We start from the raw sequence: 20,883 nt of genomic DNA, 5'->3' as shown, positions 1-20,883 counted from the left end.
TCCGTTTAGTTTTATGCGTGGCCGATGCGAAAAACCCCGACTATAACGCGCTATACCTGAGCCAAAGTGGTTTGGGCCTGCCGGATAGAGACTATTATTTCCGCGACTCAGAGGATGCCGAGCGCATCCGTAACGCGTATAAAAGCTACCTTGAAGATATGCTGCGCTTAGCGGGCTACGATCAGGCCAAGCAACGCGCTGCTCGGATTTATCAGCTAGAAAAGACGCTGGCAGAACACCATTGGACACGCGCCGAACGCCGCGATGCACAAGCGACCTACAACAAGATGAGTATTAAGGCGCTGAACCAAGCCATGAACGGGTTTGATTATTCACGCTTTGCCAAACGCGCGGGCATCGACAAAGCCGATGAGGTCGTGGTGCGCATGCCGTCTTATTTTGAGGCGCTCGGGCAGGTGTTTGAGCAAACTAGCCTGCAAGCGTGGCGAGATTATCTAACCATTCGCACGCTCAATACCTTTGCGCCGCGGCTTAACCACGATCTCGTTGAACGTGGCTTTGCGTTCTATTCTAAAACCCTCAATGGCATTCCTGAGCAGCGTGATCGTTGGAAACGTGGTGTACAGGCGACAGAAGGGGCGTTGGGTGAAGCGCTCGGTCAAGAGTATGTGGCGCGTTATTTCCCGCCAGAAGCCAAAGCGCGCATGGAAACCTTGATTGATAACTTGCGTGCCGCGTTTAAAGACTCAATTGAATCGTTAGCGTGGATGAGCGATGAAACCAAAGCGAAAGCGCTGGATAAGCTGAGCAAATTCACGCCCAAAATCGGTTATCCAGACCAATGGGAAGATTACAGCGCGCTGACCATCAGCGCCAATGACTTGATTGGCAACAGCAAACGTGCCGCACGCTGGGGCTATCAGGATATGCTATCGCGGATTGGGGCGCCGGTTGATCGCAAAGAGTGGGGGATGACCCCGCAAACGGTCAACGCCTATTACAGTCCAACCGCTAACGAGATTGTGTTCCCCGCCGGGATCTTACAACCGCCGTTTTTTGATATTAATGCGGATGACGCCGTGAACTACGGTGGTATCGGTGCAGTGATTGGTCATGAAATGGGGCACGGTTTTGATGATCAGGGCTCGCGTTATGATGGGGATGGCAACCTTGCAAACTGGTGGACGGATGACGATCGCGCGCGCTTTGATGCTCGCACCCAAAAACTAGCTGAGCAATTTAGCCAGTTTGAACCATTACCGGGCTTGTTCATTGACGGCAAGGTGTCCTTGGGGGAGAACATTGGTGATTTAGTCGGCTTGACCACCGCCTTCCGCGCCTATCAAAAATCGTTGCACGGTGAGCCATCTCCAGTAATGGACGGTTACACGGGCGAGCAGCGATTCTTCCTCAGTTGGGGGCAGATTTGGAAAATGAAGATGCGTGAAGATGCCCTGCGTGAGCGCGTATCACTGGGCCCGCATGCGCCACCACAATACCGCGTGCTCGGTGCACCGCGCAATGTACCTGCGTTCTATGAAGCCTTTGATATTAAAGAAGGTGACGGCATGTATTTACCCGAAGATCAGCGAGTGAATATTTGGTAACCTCGAATGCCGCCTCAAGGGCGGCATTTTTATTACCGTTGAGAGAGAGCATCAATGAATCAGTTTACCGAGTACAAAGTCGTTCATATTGTTGAAGGCGGTTGCGGCACCTTATTGCTAGGCTCAAGTGGCTTGCCGTTGCAACGCCTCGAAGCCGAACTCAATCAATACGCGCAAGATGGCTGGCAGGTTGTTTTTCAAGTGATTGAAAAGAAACGTTACATGCTGTTTTGGCAGCGTGAGGCAGTGATTGTCACCCTAGGTCGCTAATGCTCAAGTACTTGTCACTTACGTTAATCCATCGTTACCAAGCAAAAGGTGGATCCGAGAAACGGTTTAATATTGAGTGTAATTTTGAGCCGAGCTGCTCGGAGTACACACGCCAAGCAATCGAAAAGTATGGCGCACTTCGCGGCTGGCAACTCGGCTTAGCGCGCATTCGTCGTTGTAATGATCCCGATGCCGTAGAAAAACGCTACGATGAGGTGCCTTAATGCGTTTTACCCAACCGATCGAAGCGCTGGAGGCGCAGGACGAAGCACTGAGGAAGCAAGTGAACGGTTTAACCCAAAGCCAGAAAAAACGTTATTTTGCCGAGCAAGCCAGACAGCTGAAAGACCCAGACACTTATGCGGCACTCAATTGGGCGGTTCTTAGGGGGATTTCATCATCTTTACTTGCGAAAGTACCGGTTGTTTATCGTAGAATGTACATTATTGGTAATCGCCATTATTGGCGTAGTGATGAGTCAGCCGTATTTCGCTCTGATTTTGGTTGGCTTAGTGCTATTTGAATTACCACAGCTGTTTTTTGCACAGAAAATTGCCAGGCAGTACAACTACCATGTATCACGCTCAATTTATGAACACGTCCGCCACGGTGATTAATCCATGAAGCGCCGTCGGATCCGTAAACGCCACCAGCACCAGTTTTTTTATGCCAGAAGACATATCGTCGCGCGCTGATTGATTTAATTGAAGCCGATACCATGAGGATGCGCGCACTTCGTTGTGTTCAAGCCCTCAATCTCCCTCAATGTTATATCGCTGCTGGTTCATTCGGAATCTGGTTTGGGATGCAATGCATCAGTCTCCGCCCAGTGAGCTCAATGATATTGACGTTATCTATTATGACCTAGACGATACACGTGTCGAGCGAGAGCAATACCTCGAAGGGTTGTTACAAAAAACCATGCCAGAGATAACCTGGCAGGTGCGCAACCAAGCACGGATGCACGAAAAACACCAAGATCCCGCTTATGCCAGTACCTTGGACGCTATGCGGTTTTGGCCTGAAAAAGAAACCGCCATTGCGGTTCGTCTTGATATGAATCAGCGCTGCGAGATCATTGCCGCGTTTGGTGTTCAGTCGTTGTTAGAGTTGAAGCTGAGCCATAACCCAGCGCGACCATGGGCGGTGTTTCAGCAGCGTATCGATGACAAACAATGGCTGACTCATTGGCCTAAACTGACGGTGACCACCCAGTGTTCAGTTGCCGCCAACCCGATAGATGTTGAGTAAAGCGAAATAGAGTGCGCATCAGCACAGATTGGCGAAAACACAAAGGGCATACTACCCCAATCCTTTGATGTCAGTAAATGGATCACAATGAAATACCGCATGGACGCGAGCCCGAGTGATGACGACATTACCACCATCCGGCAAGGCCTGAAACAGAGCAATCATCCCTTTCTTGCCAATATATCCGAAGGCGCATTAGCAGGGTATGCCTATAACGATCACGATCAACGTGTCGGCGGCATCGTTGCCAACACCTGGGGCCAATGGCTATTGATCAAATACCTCTGGATCGATGATGCTTTTCGTCATCGTCATGTTGGCAGTCACTTATTAGATAATCTTGAAGAATATGCCAAGGATATCGGCTGCAAAATGGCATTTGTCGATACATTTAGCTTTCAAGCCAAGCCTTTCTACGAAAAACACGGTTATCAGTGCCAAATGACATTGACAGACTACCCTGTGGATCATGCACTGCACTTTATGACCAAGGTGCTTAACGAAGCCTAACGGACGCGAGTATTTTGTTCGTACGCGAGTGATAGGTATGAACGTTCTAAAGTAAATGGATTCGCTTGATACAAGAACGCATGAGCAAAACTCATGGCGTTTAGGTGTGATTCAATCGATAAGCGTTATCGAATCAAGAGCAAAGGAACGGGAGAGTCAATCACAATGCGTGTGGTAGTGCTTCCCACAAACAGCTGACGCAGCTTGGTATGACCGTAAGCGCCCATAGTGATTAAGCCCACATTTTGTTGCGCTTGATGCGCCAACAAGGCTTGAGCGGGCTCCCCCGATAAACGTGCTTGCACCACATCCACCCCTTGCGCGGTTAAGCGCTCGGCCGCACGATCAAACGCTGCCGAGTGTTTGTCATTATCTACCATCACTAAGTGACAGGTCATGTCTTTGAGGAGAGGCGTGTTCAGGGCTTTCTCCACCAGTTTTTCACTGACCTCGCTACCATCAAACGCGAGAAGATAGCTCTCGGGTGGGGTAAAATCCCCGGTGGCAATCAAAATGTGATTGTGAATGCGACGGATCACGCTTTCGAGTTGCGAGCCAATCGCTTTGGCATCGTTCTGGTGCAAGTCACCGGACCGGCCAATCACCAGCACCCGCATGGTCGACTCAAGCGCTAGCAAAGATTCAAGCAAATGGCCATGTTGCTGCAAGCGTGTAACGTCAGTCACTCCGTTTGATAGCGCCACTTCTTCGCACTCATGCAGCAGCGCTTTACCGTGTTGCAAGGCGAGCTTAGCACGTTTTTCGTCAAGCTCAACCAGCTCAGTCATGAGCTGATCGCGACTGCCTACGCCAATATTGCCTGATAACTCAGAGTCGCTATTGGTCGGCTTTTCCAGCACATGCAAAAAGGTCAGTGGGACAGATAAGCGTGTGGCTGACCACACACTGAGATCGGTTACAGATTGGGTGTATGACGCTCCGTCAATACAAGCAATAATTTTATTCATCGTGCGCTCCTTAGTGTCCGCCCATCAATTTTTCGACTTCTTCCGGATTATCGTGGACACCGAATTTATCGACAATGGTGGCCGTTGCCTCGTTCATACCCACTAAATTCACCTCCGTACCTCGCGACGGAATTTAATCACCACGCGGTCGAGTGATGAGACAGCAGTTATATCCCAAAAGTTCGCACTGGAGAGATCAATGGTGACCCGTTCAATCGCTTCTTTAAAATCAAACGAATTATTAAACTGTTCTGATGAGGCAAAAAAGACCTGGCCCATCACGCGATAGGTACGTTCATCAGCTTGGGTTTGCTCGCTTTTTATCACCATGAAACGGCCAATTTTGTTGGCAAAGAATAATGCGGCAAGCAAGACACCAACCAGAACACCAATGGCTAAGTTATGGGTAGCAACCACCACTATCACGGTGGTAACCATCACAATATTGGTCGACACAGGATGGGTTTTAAGATCTTTGATGGAGCTCCACGAGAAGGTCCCGATAGCTACCATGATCATCACCGCCACCAATGCTGCCATGGGGATTAATTTTAGCCATTCACTTAAAAACACCACCATAATCAGCAGAAATATGCCTGAACATAGACTGGATAAGCGAGAACGGCCACCGGATTTAATATTAATGATCGATTGACCAATCATGGCACAACCGGCCATACCGCCAATAAAACCGGTCGCAATGTTTGCGATGCCTTGGCCTTTACTCTCGCGGTTTTTATCACTGCCTGTATCGGTTAAATCGTCAACAATGGTGGCGGTCATCATCGATTCGAGCAAACCGACCACAGCAAGACCCGCCGAGTAAGGAAGGATAATCATCAAAGTTTCAAGGTTAAGGGGGACATCGGGCCATAAAAAGATCGGTAAGGTATCCGGTAACTGACCCATATCGCCGACAGTACGAATATCTAACCCAACACTGACCGCAAGCGTTGTCAGGACCAAAATACACACCAATGGAGAGGGTAATAACTTGCCGACCACGGTACGTATGGGAATAAATAAATAATCGCGAGTCCGCCAAGCGTCATCGCATACACGTGCCATGTCACATCAGTCAGTTCGGGTAACTGGGCCATAAAAATGAGGATCGCAAGAGCGTTAACAAACCCAGTGACCACCGAGCGCGACACAAAGCGCATTAGATCGCCGAGCTTGATATAACCGGCAATAATTTGTAACACACCTGTTAGTACTGTCGCTGCCAATAAGTACTCTAGGCCGTGCTCTTTGACTAGCGTAACCATTAACAGTGCCATGGCGCCAGTGGCACCAGAAATCATCCCCGGTCGGCCACCGACAAAGGCAATGATCACCGCGATACTAAATGACGCGAACAAACCGACTTTTGGATCGACACCCGCAATTATAGAAAAAGCAATCGCTTCTGGAATTAACGCTAGAGCTACCACAATGCCAGCCAGCACGTCACCACGTAGATTGGAGAACCAATCACGTTTCATTGTTTCAATCATGAACAGTCTCAGTCTTTTAAAGGAATATGATTATACAAGGTGAAAAAATAAGGCGGGAACGACTAGGGCGGCGTCGTGCGCATGGTAACTCTCCTCTATAATTAAAAAACGTGATGATAGTCACTGACTACTCTCTATTCAAGGCCCAACAGAAAAAACCGACAATTAATCGACAACACCACCATAATGGTACTACCAAAAATAGGTTATATAGATTTATTTGACTATATAATGATTTTTTTGCTAGTTTGGTAGGACCAAAAGTGAGGGGCCATCATGACAACATCCACAACCAATCTGTTTCACCCGGTACAAATGGGACGTGCCAGCGAAGACGTCGCCTTGCAGATCGAATCTGCGATTTTATCGGAAGCGCTGCAGCCGGGAGATAAGTTACCCAGTGAGCGTGAGTTACAGCAGCAGTTTGGCACGGGACGTGGTGTAGTTCGCGAGGCGATTCAATCCCTCAAACAAAAAGGCTTGATTGAAATTCGTAAAGGGCAAAAAGGTGGGGCGGTTGTCCGTCAAGTTGATGTGCATAACATCAGCGAGTCACTGGCATTGTTCTTAAAACAAAGTCACGTCAACCCTGACAAAGTGGCGGAGTTTCGTGAAACCGTCGATCACAGCTTGGTGTTGCTAGCGATCAGTCGTGGCACGGCAGAACAAAAGCAACAGCTTCACGACAAGGTCGCCGAACTTGCCGAGCTGGCCACTGATGATGAGCCTGATTTTGCTCGATTGGGAGAGTTAGACCGCGCGCTGAACGTGCTGATCGCCACCATGTCGGGCAATCCGATTTTTGAGTGGGTGATGCATGCCATACAGCAAGGGTTTAGCTCACACGATTATGCACTTTATCAGGTGGCGGAATACCGTCACCAGACCGTGGAAAACTGGCAACAGACCGTTAACCACATTATCGCTGCGGAGCCGTTTAAGGCACAAGCGACAATTAGCCACCATTATCGGTTGCTACAACAATGCATTGATGCACAAGTATCAAGCTAATTATAAAAAACATCAAAAAGGAAACCTCTACACCATCTACCATCCCCCGTGTTGCGATTGTTCCGGGCTGATGCCCTGCATGCGGGAAGGACAAAAACTGGAGGTTTTATGGGACAGCAACAAAATTATGACTACATCATTGTCGGCGCGGGCTCGGCAGGCTGCGTATTGGCAAACCGTTTAAGTGCCAACCCAGATAACAAAGTACTGTTACTCGAGGCTGGACGGCCTGACTATCGCATTGATTTTCGTATTCACATGCCGGCGGCCTTAACCTATTTGCTGACGGATAGCACCTATAACTGGCTTTATGAATCGGAGCCAGAGCCGAATATGCACAATCGCCGGATTGCGCAGCCGCGCGGTAAAGTACTGGGTGGTAGCAGCAGCATTAATGGCATGATTTATATTCGTGGTAATGCATTGGATTATGAAAAGTGGGCCAACGATCATGGGCTGACAAAATGGGATTATGCCCATTGCTTACCGTATTTCCGCAAGTGTGAGACCCGACTAAAAGGCCAAGACGATTATCACGGCAACAATGGTCCGCTGGCGATTGAAACCGCACAATGTGACAACCCGCTGTTTAGTGCGTTCTTTGACGCGACGCAACAAGCGGGTTATCCATTGACCGATGACGTGAATGGCTATCAGCAAGAAGGCTTTGGTATTTTTGATCAAAATATCTATCGCGGCCGTCGTCATAGCGCTGCTCGGGCCTATTTGCACCCGGTGATGAACCGTAAGAACTTAACGGTACTGACAGGGGCGACAACCGATAAAGTTTTGTTTGAAGGTAAAACCGCGATTGGGGTGGAATACCGTAAGTGGGGTCGGAAAAAAACCGCTTATGGGTCTGAAATCATCAGCTGTGGCGGCGCGATTAATTCACCTAAGTTGCTGCAATTATCCGGTGTGGGGGATGAGAATACGCTGAAAAACTTAGGTATCAAACCGGTGCATCATTTACCCGGCGTAGGAGAAAACCTACAAGATCACCTAGAGCTGTATGTGCAGTACGAATGTAAAGAGCCCGTGAGCATGTATCCGGCCTTGAAGTATCATAATCAGCCTAAAATTGGTTTTGACTGGCTCTTCCGTCGTAAGGGCGCGGCGGCGACCAATCACTTTGAAGCTGGTGGTTTTGTGCGGGGTAACGAAGACGTATTGTATCCGAACTTGCAGTTCCACTTTTTGCCGCTGGCGATCCGTTATGACGGTTCGGCACCGAATAAAGGACATGGCTTCCAGTTACACGTTGGCCCAATGAATACCGATGTGCGTGGCCATGTGAAAATTCGTAGTACCAACCGGATGAGAAGCCAGAGATCTTCTTTAACTACTTATCCACGCCACAAGAGCGTAAAGAGTGGGTCGAAGCGATCCGTGTCTCTCGCGATATCATCGCCCAGCCAGCGTTTGATCATTTGCGTGGCAAAGAGCTTTCACCGGGCAGCGAGGCTCAGACGGATCAAGAGATCCTCGACTTTGTCGCGCGAGAAGGGGAAAGTGCCTATCACCCAAGCTGTACCTGTAAAATGGGCCTTGAAAGTGATGAGATGGCGGTGGTAGATGAATCGCTGAAGGTCCATGGCGTGAATAACTTGCGTGTCGTGGATGCGTCAGTGTTCCCTGCGATTACCAACGGTAACTTGTACGCGCCAACGATTATGGTGGCGGAAAAAGCCGCTGATATGATCATGGGTCATACCTTGGCACCGGAGAAAGATGCGGAGTACTATCGCTATCTGCCTGATACCACTTCCGCGCCTGAACAAGAGGCGGAGCTTGTCTAAGTCATCTCTGTGATCGCGTTTGTAACCCAAAGAGCCAGTATCATGCTGGCTCTTTGTTATTTTTGCTTATCTAATTGGTGTTTTGCGGCGCTATAGCTGGCGACGCAATAGGGCACCAAATAGTTGAGTAGTGCGTGACCAATACGCACGTTTGCCTCACCCCAAAACGCCTCGCCTTGATTGATGAGATTGAGCACAGTGCCAACCACCAATGCGATTTTTAATGCATTGATCATCACGCTGGGTTGAATCAGTGCTTGAAATAACGACATATCACGCGCCTTTTATTTCGTTGGATTGATTCGCACGGTCGAGCAAAGATTGGACTGGGATAGATCGGATCGTATCGTGAATAACTTTCCTAATTAATGCCATATCAGGACGACGTCTTTGCTGCGCTGGCGGGAGTTTTTTCCCCGTCGGTTTGAGTGTGTATTGGTTGTCTTTTTGGATAAGCTCAGCCTGTTGTAGGCAAATGGGACAGTGTAAGTGTTGGCCTGGCTTATCCGTGCTGTATTGCGTAATGGTCGGACCGCATGTCGGGCAATGATGGAGAGGGATCCCTTCATCGGTGTGGGCGATGATGGTATCAAAGCTACCTGCTTTTGCAAGCGCGACAAAGCGAGCACCGAGTGCTGCATCAAATTGCGTGTCTAGATTTTTTTCTACAAGTTCAATGGCCGTCTCTTTGGTCATTGGCTGTCTATAAGGACGCTGGCTAGTCATGGCATCGAATGCATCGCAGAGTGCAATGAGTTTTGCATCGATAGGAAGATCATCGCCTCGAAGTTGGTTTGGGTAACCACGCCCATCAATCCGTTCATGATGCAAACCGACAGCATTTTTAACAATCGGCGTCAGTGGATGCCCCTCTAGGACATACAACCCTTCGGTGGGGTGGTTTTTAATAATATCAAACTCATCGTCAGTCAGCGCCCCTGACTTACACAAAATAGCATCAGGCACGCTGACCTTGCCTAAGTCATGTAAAAACCCCCCAAGCCGTGACGGCCGCCCGATCTTCATGTGTCCACTTATCGGCGAGCGCAACCGTATGTGCCAGTTGTGAAACACGCCACAAATGACCGCCTGTATAGGGGTCTTTGGCTTCAACAATCCAAGCAAGACTAAGCAAGCTCTCAAACATCCGTTGTGTTTCTTTGCTGGTCTGGCGACGATTTAGCCAATTCAATAAAACGTGCATCATTTTCTGTCCTTCTTGTGATGAGGCGATAAGCCAATAGACCGTAATAGATGCTAACTCTTTTCATGCGTTTTTGATTCTACGGTATGAAGAAACTTGGATAACATCAACCTCACGGTCACGCCTTGATTACGATCCGAGTCAAACCTGAGCGTACCTTGTAGTTTTTGATAGACCAAATTAAAGACGAGGTTTAATCCCAGCCCTGATCCCCCTCTACCACGCTTGCTCGTATAGAAAGGCTCAAAAATCCGTTGGTGCAGGTCGGGAGGTACGCCCACACCATTGTCGGTATAGACGATTCCAACTTCTTCGCCATGGTCTGTGACCTTAATATGAATGGTTGGGTTGCTCACTCCCTCAAAGGCATGGCGGACGCTATTCATCACCAAGTTTGAGATGACTTGCGTCAACACCCCCGGCAAGCTATTCATCTGTAGTTCAGTATCGCCTTCAACAACGGGAGTCACTGGAACCTTTTTCGTTTCTGGATGCAAACTCCCCATTAGCGCATCCAGCGTTTGCACCGGGCGGAATTGGCAGCGGCTCTCAGAGACTTGGTCTACAGCGGTTTGTTTAAAATCTCGAATCAAGATGGCGGCGCGGTTCAGGTTACTTTCTAGCATGCGGGTACCGTCTGTGATTTGCTGCATCCATGTTGAATATTGTTGGCTGGTCAGTGTTTGTTGTTCAAACGCGGTTGTTAAGCTGGCAACAGTCTCTTTAATCACTGAATTGGCGGTCACTGCAATCCCAAGCGGCGTATTAACCTCGTGAGCGACACCGGCGACTAAACGTCCGAGCGCCGCGAGTTTTTCTGATTCGACTAACTGATTCTGTGCCGCTTTTAGGTTAGTCATACTTTGTTCTAAATCTTGGGTCCGTGTTTCAACGGTCGCCTCTAGGGTTTGATTCAGTTGTTCTAGCTCAAATTGGGTTTGCTTGAGCTCGGTAATATCAATCGCCGTGCCTCGAAAACCGACGAAGCCTTGGGTGTTGAAATAGCCGATCCCCTGAAAGACAAAATAATGAGGATTGCCCTCGAGCGTGATTTGCTCTTCGCACATAGAAAAGTCTTCACAGGCATCCATTTTTGTTAACAGTGATGTGCAATGGCGTAATGCTGGAACGGCGTTTAATTTGGGAGAATGTATGATAGAAATAGTCAGCGCGGACTGCATCGCTTCCGAGCAAAAGGTCAGCCGTTGTGTGGCATCGGTTTCCCAAAGCCAATCTGAGGCTACGTTGGTAAAGTCGGTTAATCGTTGTTGCTCTAAAAGAATATTTTGATAAAGACTACTCATCCGTAAGGTGATTTTATTGGTTTCTTCGGCGAGCCAATCCAGTTCGTCATTTTTCTCCATAATAAACTTGCGATGCGTTAGATCGAGTGGCTCATGAGTCGGCTCAAACGGATCAAACTGGCGTAAATGTTTTGCGATGGTGAAGACCCGCTGGCTGACGCTTTGGTGAAATACCCATAAGATCAAAGCGCAAACAATGAGTGTTTTGATCCCGTTAAGTAAAAGCGAGACTAAAAATTGCTGTAGCAACGATTCATAGATTTTTTGTGCGTTTGATTCGATCCTTAAAACACCTAATTCGATACGGCGTTCGGTGTCAGGGTGGAAGTAATTGAGATCCGTTTCGCTAGCGACCGCGTTTTGCTCGATAGGTTGACCCGCGTCTAGAACCGCGCCATCAAATTCAATCGACAGATAATCAATGTAGGGTAAATTGACGAGGCCGTTGAGGCGATTCTGTGCGCTAGCTAGGTCAAATGTCCATAATGAGGACGCAACAAGATCAGCGTGAACACTTTTGATTTCATCGTGACGTTGTTCAATATTATTGAACGCTTCTTCATAGTCCCATGATAGTTGCAACAGGGTTGTCATGATGGTGAAACAACCACTGAGAAGTACCATCAATAAGATGATGCGTCGTCCCACAATGCTAAACAGCGGGTGACTGAGGTTCTGTTCAAATTTTTGCAGCGTCTCCATGCTATTTTTATCGCCTTAATGTTTGTCTTTGCTTACGTGTCGCGCTATGTGCGTCGATAAGCTCAAAGGGATCAAAAACATAAATTTAGCGCCTTTCCCTGGCTCTGATTCAAATTGGAGTTCTCCATCTAGCTTTTGCTTAACCAAATTAAACACTAGGTTGAGTCCTAGGCCCGAGCCGCCACGCCCACGTTTGCTGGTATAAAAAGGTTCGAAAATACGATGATGTAGAGCAGGCTCAATACCACATCCGTTATCTTGGTAACTGAGATACAAGTGGTCGCCTTGCTTCTCAAACTCAATGATAATCTTCGGTGATTCGGTATCATCGAACGCATGATTGATACTGTTCATCACTAGGTTTGAAATGATCTGTGTGATGACGCCTGGCAAACTATACATTCGTAGGTTGTCATCCCCGATAATTTGTGGTTCGACGGAGACTTTACGGGTTTCAGGGTGAAGACTGGCGACCAAGGCATTTAGGGTTTGTTTAACATCGAATTCCGTGAGTGCTTCAGACACTTGGTCAACCGCGGTTTGTTTGAAGTCGCGAATAAGATGAGTGGCGCGTCTCAGGTTATGCTCCAGCATATTAACGCCATCACTCGCTCGCTTAATCAATGATTCAAACTGCGTACTTGTCAGGGTTTGGTTGTCGAATGCTTGCTGGAGCGTATTGGTAATGTCTTTAATCACAGATGATGCGGTAACCGCGATCCCTAACGGGGTATTCACTTCATGTGCCACGCCAGCAACTAGGCTGCCTAACGCGGCTAGCTTTTCTGATTCCACCAACTGCTCTTGTGCTGCTTTTAGATGCTCCATACTTTCTTGCAGCTCTCTGGTTCGCTCATCCACCGTTAATTCTAGGTTTTGGTTGAGTGCTTCTAGTTCAAATTGAGCCGCTTTAAGCTCAGTGATATCAATACCTGTGCCTCGAAAACCCCGAAAGCCATCTACATCGTGGTGGGCGATAGCTTGAAAAACAAAATAACGGTTTTGTTTTCCAACTGGGATGGTTTCTTCACACATCGCAAAATCTTGCTGGCGATTGAGGTGGGTAACAAAGTGCTGGCAGCCAATGGCAGCCACTAAATCCTTGAGATTAGGAAAGCGATTATCGACGATGCTAAAAGCCTGTTTCATCGGCTCCGAGCAAAAAGTCAGTTGGAGATCAGCATCAGTCTCCCAGAGCCAATCTGAGGAAACATGAGTAAAGTCAGATAAACGCTCCCGCTCTAACATAATGTTACGGTACAGCGTCGACATGTTGCTTGTAATCTTATTCGTTTCATCGGCCAGCCAGTCGAGCTCGTCTTCCTTCTCCATGATGAGGTGCTTTCGTGGCAGAATGAGTTTATCTTCTCTCGGATCGAGTGGATTGTAATGGCGAAGAAATTGCGCGACTTTGAATACCCGTTGACTGACCGTGTAATGAAAGACGAAGAGGATGAGAAAGCAAACGAGCAAGGTTTTGACGACATTCAACAACAAGGTAATCGCAAAACGCTTCATCAACTCAGTGTATATGGCGTGGGTATTTGACTCGACATAGAGGGTACCAATGCGATGAAGTTGACCTGTATCTGGATCAAAATATTCCAATAGGTACTCGTTCACCATTTTTTGTACGTTAAGCGGCTGGCCTGCCTCAAAAAGATAGTTTTCGGATCGTACGGCTAGATAGTTAACGTGTGGGAGATTGACTAATCCATCGATTCGCTCCTGAACACTGGTGAGATCATAAAGCCAGAGTGAACTGGCGAGTAGCTCGGCGTGGATATGCTCAATCTCATCGTGGCGGCTTTCCACTTGATTGAATGCCTCATCATACTGCCAATACGCTTGTAGTAGTGTGGTTAATAGCGTGAAAAAGCCGCTGAGCAGAACCATAATCAGCAGAATGCGTCGGCCTACCAGGCTGAAGAAAGGGTTGCGGATGCTTTCATCGAATTTATGGCTTCGGCTCATAGACAGATTGGCGCGCTACTCGTGACGGTGATTAGGACAAACGTATCTCTACACTACTTTTTTAGTCTGGGTACGCTTCCCGAATGGCAACGAACTCATCCCAATGTTCAAGTAGTAAGTCGACCAGCTTGGATTCAAAATGTTTGTTGCGTTGCTCAATTAATTCATGACGGATATCGTCGTCCGTCCAAGCTTGTTTATACGATCGTTTAGACCCCAGCGCATCAAAGACATCCGCTAGTGCTGAAATGCGCCCACTAATTGGGATCCCCTCTCCAGCTAGCTGGTTAGGGTAGCCGCTACCGTCCCACTTTTCGTGATGCGTCGCTGCGATTTCTTTCGCCTCCATGATTAATCGTCGCTTGGAATGGCTTAGAATTTCCACACCATACTCAACGTGTTTTTTCATGATCTCCCATTCTTCCGCGTTTAATTTGCCAGGTTTATGTAAGATCGCGTCAGGAATCGCCACCTTGCCCACATCATGTAGCGGCGAGCTATGTTTCAGTAGCGTGGTTTTATGTTCGTCTAGGCCATACAGTTGGCCCAGTTTTTCACAAAACAGCGAGACACGCTGTACGTGAGCGCCGGTTTCTTTACTGCGTGCCTCAACCGCATTGGCGAGGTTGTAAACGAGCTCTTTCGACGTTTCGCGAAGATCCACCATTAGGCTAAGATTTTCAAAGGTCAAGCCAATGTTTTGCATGTAGATTTTGAGTAAATGTTGATCCAGTTCCGAAAGGGTTGTCGCGTGATTGACATACAACAGAAACTCGACATCTTCATCATCACGATGGAACAGCACAAAACCATCATCAAACTGAATGCTGGTCCGAGTATCGAGCGCTTGCTGGCAGCGGGCTGACACAATGGGAGGCAGTTTTTCAAACGCGCATTCGGTGTAGCAGTCTACGTAATCGCCGGTTGCTGCTAGCGTCAAGGCTCTTGTTTCCTCGGCACCAGGACGCGGTTGAACCACACAATAAAAGGCAGAGTCATGGATATGAAGTAATGAGGTGAGTTGCTCTAACACCGCGGTGGCATAATGTTGGAGATTGGTGGTGTTCTGTACATTTGCCGATGCTTCTATCACACGTTTAAGACCTTGCTTTTGCGCTTCTATCATGCATAGGTCGCGGTAAGAGCGCAGCATTGAATAGAGTAAAGTCTTAAGCTTTTGGGTGGTGAGCTCCGTTTTTTCTTTGTAATCGTCAATGTCGTAGTCTCGGATCACGCTATCTTCCGGTGCTTGGCCGGCTTGCCCCGTGCGCAGGACGAGGCGAATAACATGGTCGTTCATCTCATTACGGATATACCGTACGAGATCAAGCCCAGCATGCTCGGTTTCCATTACCACATCGACGAGTGCCAACGCAATATCCGTCTCTTTTCGTAGAATCTCTTTTGCTTCTTGCCCAGATAAGGCAGACAGAATCTCTAAAGGGCGACCGTGAAAAGTAAACCCAGTCAGCGCTAATCGGGTTACTTCGTGCATCAGGTCGTCGTCATCAATCAGCAGAATGCGCCACGGTATTGCCCCCGACTCTATATGTGTGTCGGGAGACTTGGGCGATGCGCCGTCACGTTGATCTGCAAACAAGTCCATTCAGTTCGCCCCTATTAGTGTTTAACTCAATTAGTTAAAGCGTAGTTTAGGTCATTCAAAGTTGCGAGGAGGGAATAACTATGAAGACTTTGTATGCAATACTGATCTTTTCAGCTTGATACATTTATCTGATCTGGCGCAGGCGACCAGTCACCATGCCTGTTAAACTGTGAGTGCAACACGGCACAAAAGGCCGTAAAACTGGCGTTATTGCAATAGGTAGTGTGTTTTATCGCCAACCCACAACAGCTTAAGTAATACTTTTACAAAAATGTTGTGATGGACCTATCAGTTGTTTGGCGCCTGTTTTGCCGAGCGTCAGGAACACTGTTTTACTGAAATTATAATTAACACATTATGACGGACTTACAAGGCAGTTATGTTTAAAAAACTTTCCCTCAAGCACAAGCTGGCGGTCTCTGCCGGTCTTGCCATTATTATCGGTGGCTTTCTGGTCGAAGCGCTTTCTTTTCGGGCTTCTTTATCGCGACTCGATACCGAAGTGGCACAACGACTCGAAAGCACTACCGCATCGTATAATCAGTATGTGTCGGATTGGGTGGCTTCCAAAGAGCGCGCAATGACGTCACTGACCCGCGAAGCGGATCCGGCCAATATGGTCACGCATCTTAAACAGGTTCGCGATGCAGGTGGGTTTGATAACGTCTTTCTCGCCTATCCTGACGGCAGCCAAGATAATGCCAATGGCGTGGTGTTGCCACCGGGGAATGACGATCCGAGAAAATGGGGCTGGTACACCAATGCGAAGGCTGCGCCGTCGAATGTGTTTATGGATAATCCTACTGTAGCGGCCGCTACGGGGGCGAATGTGGTCTCTTTGGGTAAGGCATTGCAGTTTAATGGACAAACCTTGGTGTTGGGCGCAGATGTAGAAATTGGCGATATCATTGAGGGCTTGGAGAAAGTGATTTTGCCTGGCAATGGTTATATGTTTATTGCCAACCAGGATGGCAATGTCTTTACTCATGCTAATGCCGATCTACTCAACCAATCGGTCAGTGAACTGGGATTATCGTTTAATACCATAAAATCGGCGATGAACTCTGGCGGGAGTGTCACCGCTGAGGTAGGTGGCGCTGAAAGTGTCGTTTACGCAAAAGCGATCAAAGATACCGATTTGATCACCGTGACCGTGATTAACTACGACTCCTTAGTGGCGCCACTGTTTGATGCAGTGTGGGGACAAATTGCGGTCACGATTGCAGTTGTAATTGCTTGTACGCTGCTATTTAACTTACTGGTCAATATTTTGTTCAGGCCGTTAACCAATGTTTCCAATGCCTTGGAGCAAATTGCGCATGGTAGCGGAGATCTCACTCAACGGATTGAGGTAGAAAGTGATGATGAAGTGGGGCAGCTGGCAAAAAACTTCAACACGTTCGTTGGCAGTATGCATCAGCTCATCAGCCATATTCGTGAACAAGCGCAGCAACTGACCTCGCAATCAGATAGCAGTACTGAACGCGCTCGCCGCAACGTGGATGATATCAATCAGCAACAACAAGAAGTCACCATGGTGGCCACGGCGGTCACTGAGCTGGCCTCCGCGACGCAAGAGATTGCTTCTCATGCTGAGCATACGGCCAGTACAGCGCAAGCGTCGACGGAGAGTACTGACAACGGGCGTGCGGTGGTTGAAAATACCAAAACATCGATCACACGCTTATCGGATGAACTCAAACAGGCGAGCACCATCGTGGCCGAGTTGGACAAACACTCGCAAGAGATCTCCACCGTGTTATCAACCATTCAAGGCATTGCTGAGCAAACCAACCTACTGGCATTGAATGCGGCGATTGAAGCGGCACGTGCGGGGGAGCAGGGTCGTGGCTTTGCGGTGGTAGCCGATGAGGTGCGTATCTTGTCGCAACGTACACACGCCTCAACAGAAGAAATCAAGTCAACAATTGAGACCTTGCAAACCACGACCGCAAGCGCTGTGTCCACCATGGACAGTAGCTCATCCTTGGCGGAAGATTCGGTCGCTGATGTTGATAAAGCCACCGCGGCGCTCAGTGAAATTGATGCCGCCGTGAATCAGATCAGTGATATGGCGACTCAAATTGCCACGGCAGCTGAAGAACAGACCCATGTCACCAGTGAAATCACACAGAATATTACGTCAATCAAAGATGTGTCTGAGCATTTAGTGCATAGCGCCAACGACACGTCGCAAGAGGCGGATAATCTGCGTCATCAAGCCACGAAGCTGAGCGACAAAGTGTCAACTTACAAGCTATAGGTTTAATGATTCGCTGGTGTTAAGCCAGTCACACAGGCCAGCGTTCACCTTGGTGATAATGAGGTGAACGCTTTTTTTTGAAAAAAATGCAAAAAGTGGGAACTTCTGAGACAGCCGTCGGTCACACCAAATACTGAAGCAACTAAAAAAGGTTTTATGCTAACCCTACTGCGACACTTTCGTACGTCTTTTATTTTCTTCCTCATTGGCATCGGTTGCCTGCTTGCCTTCAACCTTTCCACGCCACAAACGGCTGCAAACAGTCCGATACAAGAGCTCTTCGCCTTCATCCCTCTTGCATGGTTGTTTTTAGGTATGAGTGCTGTCACCTTCTTCTTGAATATGGTGCAGACGATGCTGGGGATTAAACGTCAACATATTGACTGTTAAATCCATCAATTATTAATACCAAGGTCCAGAGAAAGCGAATGATACAGCGTAATGGCCGAGAGCTGGATATTGATATTGGTAATAAGCATTTTGCGATTCAGCGTCGTTATGAAGCCTTTGGTGCATTTAACGACCTGTTGATTGCGATCTGGTTTTTGATTGGAAGCTTCTTTTTTCTCAATGATGCATTGATAGAAAGCGGCACCTGGCTCTTTATCGTCGGGAGTGCGCAGCTTCTGCTCAAGCCGAGTATCAAATTAACCGGATTGGTGCACGTCTCACGCATGCAGCAACGTGTTCAAAATAACTGATGTTCATATGTGAATCACAGATATATCGAAGATGATAAAAAAGGCGGGTAAATGCTCCCGCCTTTTGTTTTTCTATGCGTTAGCCGAACACCTGCAGCTGAAGGGCAACAAAGAAGCCAATCGATATCCCGACCACTAATAACATCGATAAACGGGTGCACGCTAAGCCAATGGCAAGTAAGGCGCCCAACAGATAAGGGTTAGTGACTGTCACGGATAACTCATCCTCAGGAAAGAAAACAATCGGTACCCAAAGCGCAGTGAGCACGGCAGGTGCAGAGTAGGTGAGTAACCGTTGCAATCGCGGGCCGATACGCACAGGCACACTGCGTGCAAGCAGAACGTAGCGCACGGAAAAGGTGATCAACGCCATCGCGACGATCATTAACCAGTCGTTCATGATCTGATCCTCCGAGCCGGTAGTGACTCAGCCAGTAATCCCGCCGTCATCCCAATGCCGGTGGCGATAATCAGTGCGTTGGGTACGTGATAATAGGTGAATAACACCATACTTAAACCACTTGCTAAAGCACACAGTAAAACAGGTCGCGTTTTGATACTGGGAACCGTCAAGGCGATAAAGGTTGCTGCAATGGCAAAATCAAGCCCAATGGCCTCCAACGCTTTCAGTTGGGATCCCGCCAAAATGCCCGCTAAGGTGGCAAGATTCCAACCCATGTAAAATGCTGCCCCCGTATAGAGTGCATAGTGCTTGGAAAAGTGACCATGTTTGTTGGTGTGCGCGCTCGAGAGTGCGTACATTTCGTCAGTCAATAAAAAACCAAGGCCAAGGCGCCAGTTAAGTGGCAAAGGCGTAATGTATTGGCGAAAGTGTGCACCATATAACAGGTGGCGTGCGCTAATCACTAACGTAGAACCTAACACCGCGGGGAGGCCAGCAGCACTGCCCACCATCATGGTGCCGGATAATTGCACTGCGCCAGCAAACACCAATAATGACATGGCTTGGGTTTGCAGGGCCGTTAACCCCATTTGCAGCCCTAACGAACCACATAAAATCCCCCATGGCAGCACCGCCAGACACAATGGACTTACATCGCCTAGTGCGCGCCACAGTGATACCTCGGGGGTATGCACCTCTTGTGCAGCGTTATGCATAGTTCACCTTGTTATTTGTCTTTTTTCGTACAGTCTATCCCACCCAATGATAATGATGGTTAGGTTTTTTGGCGACCAGTCCGTTTTTTTGTAGCTGTGCAAAAAGGGCATCGACAGTGTCTTGGCTTAGCGCATACTCCGTCATCACCGCTTTTTTGCTACAGCGTAATGTTTTTGCGGCTAATGCGGCTTTAATTTCCGCATAAGGGGAGTCAGTATCCTCAGCGAGCGTATCAGAGGAAATCGTCGATTCATCTGTCATTACTTCGGCGTGATGAGATCTCTTAGCACTCTCGGGAGTATGCGGTGTGGTATGTGGGTGACGATACCAATGGCGGAAGCGTTGCTCCTCACCAATAACACCGACAAAAAAGGCGGCAAATAAATCTAACAGTACAGAGAGAAAAATCACCAGCCAAGACTGGGCTTGGTTGGCACTCACGCCTAAAGTGCTGGCAAGATTACTGATCAGCCCCAAAACGGATCCCTGAGCCACCGCCGGTAAGCTATCACGCTCTAATGCCAGTTGTTGTTGTTCTTTGCGTAATTGGGTGTTTTCCCGTTGCAGCCGCGCCACGCCTGTCGCAATTCTATCTAGCTCAATATAGCGTTCAGCTGCTTCGTTGTTAAGTGCAATCTGTTGCTCAATCGCGTCAATTTGGCGGCCATACGCGGCGACCTTGGCCTCGCTTTGTTGCTGTTCACTCTGCGCGGCATTGGTGGCACTATTGATGCCGCCGATGCTACCGCCAATTGAGATTAACGCCAGAATGAGGTAAAAAACCAGAGCCGAGGCGGCGCCAGTATAGTTACCGTGTGCACGACGCTCGCCAAATTCATACCACGCATAAAACTTACCCGCTTCAAAAATGACCGCGAGTGCGCCAAACAACCACTGCATCAGAGGGTTGTCATCAAGCGAGAGAAATAAAAGGAGCGAGAAAATCGTTGAAGCCACAATCGCGGCACTGGTAAAGCTGTAAACGCTCAATATGGAAAAGCGGCCTTTCGGAAAACGGTAAGTGTCTCTAGGAAAAGGCCCGGCAATTGGGTTCATGCTGTCTTTTTATCCTGGCGAAATGAAGAGATGGCAAAGCCTAGCGCAGATCGTGGCGTTTGTGTGTCAATAAGTAGTGA

21 protein-coding genes and 2 pseudogenes are annotated in these 20,883 nt (G+C 48.3%); 12 read left to right on the top strand and 11 right to left on the bottom strand.

Annotated features, from left to right (window positions below):
• The 6 genes from DZ54_RS0103580 to DZ54_RS0103555 form a co-directional block, all read left to right on the top strand.
• Positions 1-1,568 (top strand): M13 family metallopeptidase (locus DZ54_RS0103580; protein WP_025673124.1); only part of this gene is annotated, 1,568 nt, incomplete at its 5' end.
• Between the two features lie 54 nt (positions 1,569-1,622).
• Complete coding sequence (locus DZ54_RS0103575) at positions 1,623-1,838, top strand: DUF4177 domain-containing protein (protein WP_025673123.1); 216 nt, start codon at positions 1,623-1,625, stop codon at positions 1,836-1,838.
• Positions 1,838-2,062 carry a membrane protein insertion efficiency factor YidD gene (gene yidD / locus DZ54_RS0103570; RefSeq protein ID WP_025673122.1) on the top strand — a complete coding sequence of 75 codons (225 nt, stop codon included), beginning with the start codon at positions 1,838-1,840 and terminating at the stop codon, positions 2,060-2,062. Before DZ54_RS0103575 ends, yidD begins: the two co-directional genes overlap by 1 nt.
• A complete protein-coding gene (locus DZ54_RS18770) occupies positions 2,062-2,361 on the top strand; it encodes a hypothetical protein (protein WP_240473906.1) in 300 nt (99 codons plus the stop codon). The genes yidD and DZ54_RS18770 overlap by 1 nt, the downstream gene beginning before the upstream one ends.
• 287 nt (positions 2,362-2,648) lie before the next feature.
• Positions 2,649-3,089 (top strand): nucleotidyltransferase family protein, encoded by a 441-nt coding sequence (locus DZ54_RS18765; RefSeq protein ID WP_338057022.1) that lies wholly within the window; start codon positions 2,649-2,651, stop codon positions 3,087-3,089.
• Between the two features lie 87 nt (positions 3,090-3,176).
• Positions 3,177-3,599, top strand: a complete 423-nt coding sequence (locus DZ54_RS0103555) for a GNAT family N-acetyltransferase (protein ID WP_025673121.1) — start codon at positions 3,177-3,179, stop codon at positions 3,597-3,599.
• Positions 3,600-3,724: 125 nt separating this feature from the next.
• Here DZ54_RS0103555 and DZ54_RS0103550 read toward each other — a convergent pair whose 3' ends face one another.
• Together DZ54_RS0103550 and DZ54_RS18760 are read right to left on the bottom strand one after the other, a co-directional pair.
• Positions 3,725-4,567, bottom strand: a complete 843-nt coding sequence (locus DZ54_RS0103550; RefSeq protein WP_025673120.1) for a universal stress protein — start codon at positions 4,565-4,567, stop codon at positions 3,725-3,727.
• Positions 4,568-4,577: 10 nt separating this feature from the next.
• Positions 4,578-6,063: pseudogene (locus DZ54_RS18760) on the bottom strand (SulP family inorganic anion transporter).
• Between the two features lie 276 nt (positions 6,064-6,339).
• Between DZ54_RS18760 and DZ54_RS0103540 the strand changes: the two are divergent.
• From DZ54_RS0103540 to DZ54_RS25795, 3 genes and pseudogenes are all read left to right on the top strand, one after another.
• Positions 6,340-7,074 (top strand): FadR/GntR family transcriptional regulator, encoded by a 735-nt coding sequence (locus DZ54_RS0103540; RefSeq protein ID WP_025673119.1) that lies wholly within the window; start codon positions 6,340-6,342, stop codon positions 7,072-7,074.
• 108 nt (positions 7,075-7,182) lie between these two features.
• Positions 7,183-8,337 (top strand): annotated as a pseudogene (locus DZ54_RS18755) (choline dehydrogenase); the annotation flags it as partial.
• A 68-nt stretch (positions 8,338-8,405) separates the two neighbouring features.
• Positions 8,406-8,873, top strand: coding sequence for a GMC oxidoreductase (locus DZ54_RS25795; RefSeq protein WP_240473907.1), 468 nt, complete (start codon positions 8,406-8,408; stop codon positions 8,871-8,873).
• Between the two features lie 56 nt (positions 8,874-8,929).
• Here the strand turns inward: DZ54_RS25795 and nrtS are convergent, their stop codons facing one another.
• The 6 genes from nrtS to DZ54_RS0103510 form a co-directional block, all read right to left on the bottom strand.
• Entirely contained in the window at positions 8,930-9,145 is a 216-nt protein-coding gene (gene nrtS / locus DZ54_RS0103530; protein ID WP_025673118.1) for a nitrate/nitrite transporter NrtS, read from the bottom strand.
• Between the two features lies 1 nt (position 9,146).
• Complete coding sequence (locus DZ54_RS18750; protein WP_081721584.1) at positions 9,147-9,899, bottom strand: HD-GYP domain-containing protein; 753 nt, start codon at positions 9,897-9,899, stop codon at positions 9,147-9,149.
• The gene (locus DZ54_RS23265; RefSeq protein ID WP_051415901.1) at positions 9,856-10,080 is read right to left on the bottom strand and encodes a hypothetical protein; all 225 of its coding nucleotides are present in this window, start codon (positions 10,078-10,080) and stop codon (positions 9,856-9,858) included. Before DZ54_RS23265 ends, DZ54_RS18750 begins: the two co-directional genes overlap by 44 nt.
• Before the next feature lie 50 nt (positions 10,081-10,130).
• Positions 10,131-12,083 carry a PAS domain-containing sensor histidine kinase gene (locus tag DZ54_RS0103520; protein ID WP_025673117.1) on the bottom strand — a complete coding sequence of 651 codons (1,953 nt, stop codon included), beginning with the start codon at positions 12,081-12,083 and terminating at the stop codon, positions 10,131-10,133.
• Positions 12,084-12,098: 15 nt separating this feature from the next.
• On the bottom strand, positions 12,099-14,057 hold the full coding sequence (locus tag DZ54_RS0103515) for a PAS domain-containing sensor histidine kinase (protein ID WP_025673116.1): 1,959 nt from the start codon (positions 14,055-14,057) through the stop codon (positions 12,099-12,101).
• A gap of 61 nt (positions 14,058-14,118) precedes the next feature.
• Entirely contained in the window at positions 14,119-15,663 is a 1,545-nt protein-coding gene (locus DZ54_RS0103510) for a DUF3369 domain-containing protein (RefSeq protein WP_025673115.1), read from the bottom strand.
• 379 nt (positions 15,664-16,042) lie between these two features.
• On the opposite strand from DZ54_RS0103510, the gene DZ54_RS0103505 reads away from it, so the two are divergent.
• The 3 genes from DZ54_RS0103505 to DZ54_RS0103495 all read left to right on the top strand — a co-directional run bounded on the left by DZ54_RS0103505 (position 16,043) and on the right by DZ54_RS0103495 (position 18,627).
• Positions 16,043-17,926, top strand: coding sequence for a methyl-accepting chemotaxis protein (locus tag DZ54_RS0103505; protein WP_025673114.1), 1,884 nt, complete (start codon positions 16,043-16,045; stop codon positions 17,924-17,926).
• Positions 17,927-18,082: 156 nt separating this feature from the next.
• Positions 18,083-18,316, top strand: coding sequence for a DUF3955 domain-containing protein (locus DZ54_RS0103500; RefSeq protein WP_025673113.1), 234 nt, complete (start codon positions 18,083-18,085; stop codon positions 18,314-18,316).
• Positions 18,317-18,354: 38 nt separating this feature from the next.
• Positions 18,355-18,627 (top strand): YrhK family protein, encoded by a 273-nt coding sequence (locus tag DZ54_RS0103495; protein ID WP_037353474.1) that lies wholly within the window; start codon positions 18,355-18,357, stop codon positions 18,625-18,627.
• 79 nt (positions 18,628-18,706) lie between these two features.
• Here the strand turns inward: DZ54_RS0103495 and DZ54_RS0103490 are convergent, their stop codons facing one another.
• The 3 genes from DZ54_RS0103490 to DZ54_RS18745 are packed head-to-tail and all read right to left on the bottom strand — an operon-like array spanning position 18,707 to position 20,803.
• Positions 18,707-19,027, bottom strand: a complete 321-nt coding sequence (locus DZ54_RS0103490; protein WP_025673111.1) for an AzlD domain-containing protein — start codon at positions 19,025-19,027, stop codon at positions 18,707-18,709.
• Positions 19,024-19,746 (bottom strand): AzlC family ABC transporter permease, encoded by a 723-nt coding sequence (locus DZ54_RS0103485; protein WP_025673110.1) that lies wholly within the window; start codon positions 19,744-19,746, stop codon positions 19,024-19,026. The genes DZ54_RS0103490 and DZ54_RS0103485 overlap by 4 nt, the downstream gene beginning before the upstream one ends.
• A 34-nt stretch (positions 19,747-19,780) precedes the next feature.
• Positions 19,781-20,803: a bZIP transcription factor gene (locus DZ54_RS18745; RefSeq protein ID WP_051415900.1), complete on the bottom strand. Its 1,023-nt coding sequence runs from the start codon at positions 20,801-20,803 to the stop codon at positions 19,781-19,783.
• Positions 20,804-20,883 lie beyond the last annotated feature (80 nt).

Origin of the sequence: Salinivibrio socompensis S35, from assembly GCF_000513715.1 — a bacterium.
GTDB classification, from domain to species: Bacteria; Pseudomonadota; Gammaproteobacteria; order Enterobacterales; family Vibrionaceae; genus Salinivibrio; species Salinivibrio socompensis.
Note: the sequence above shows the minus strand (reverse complement) of the source record. Positions and strands in the feature narration are given on the sequence as shown.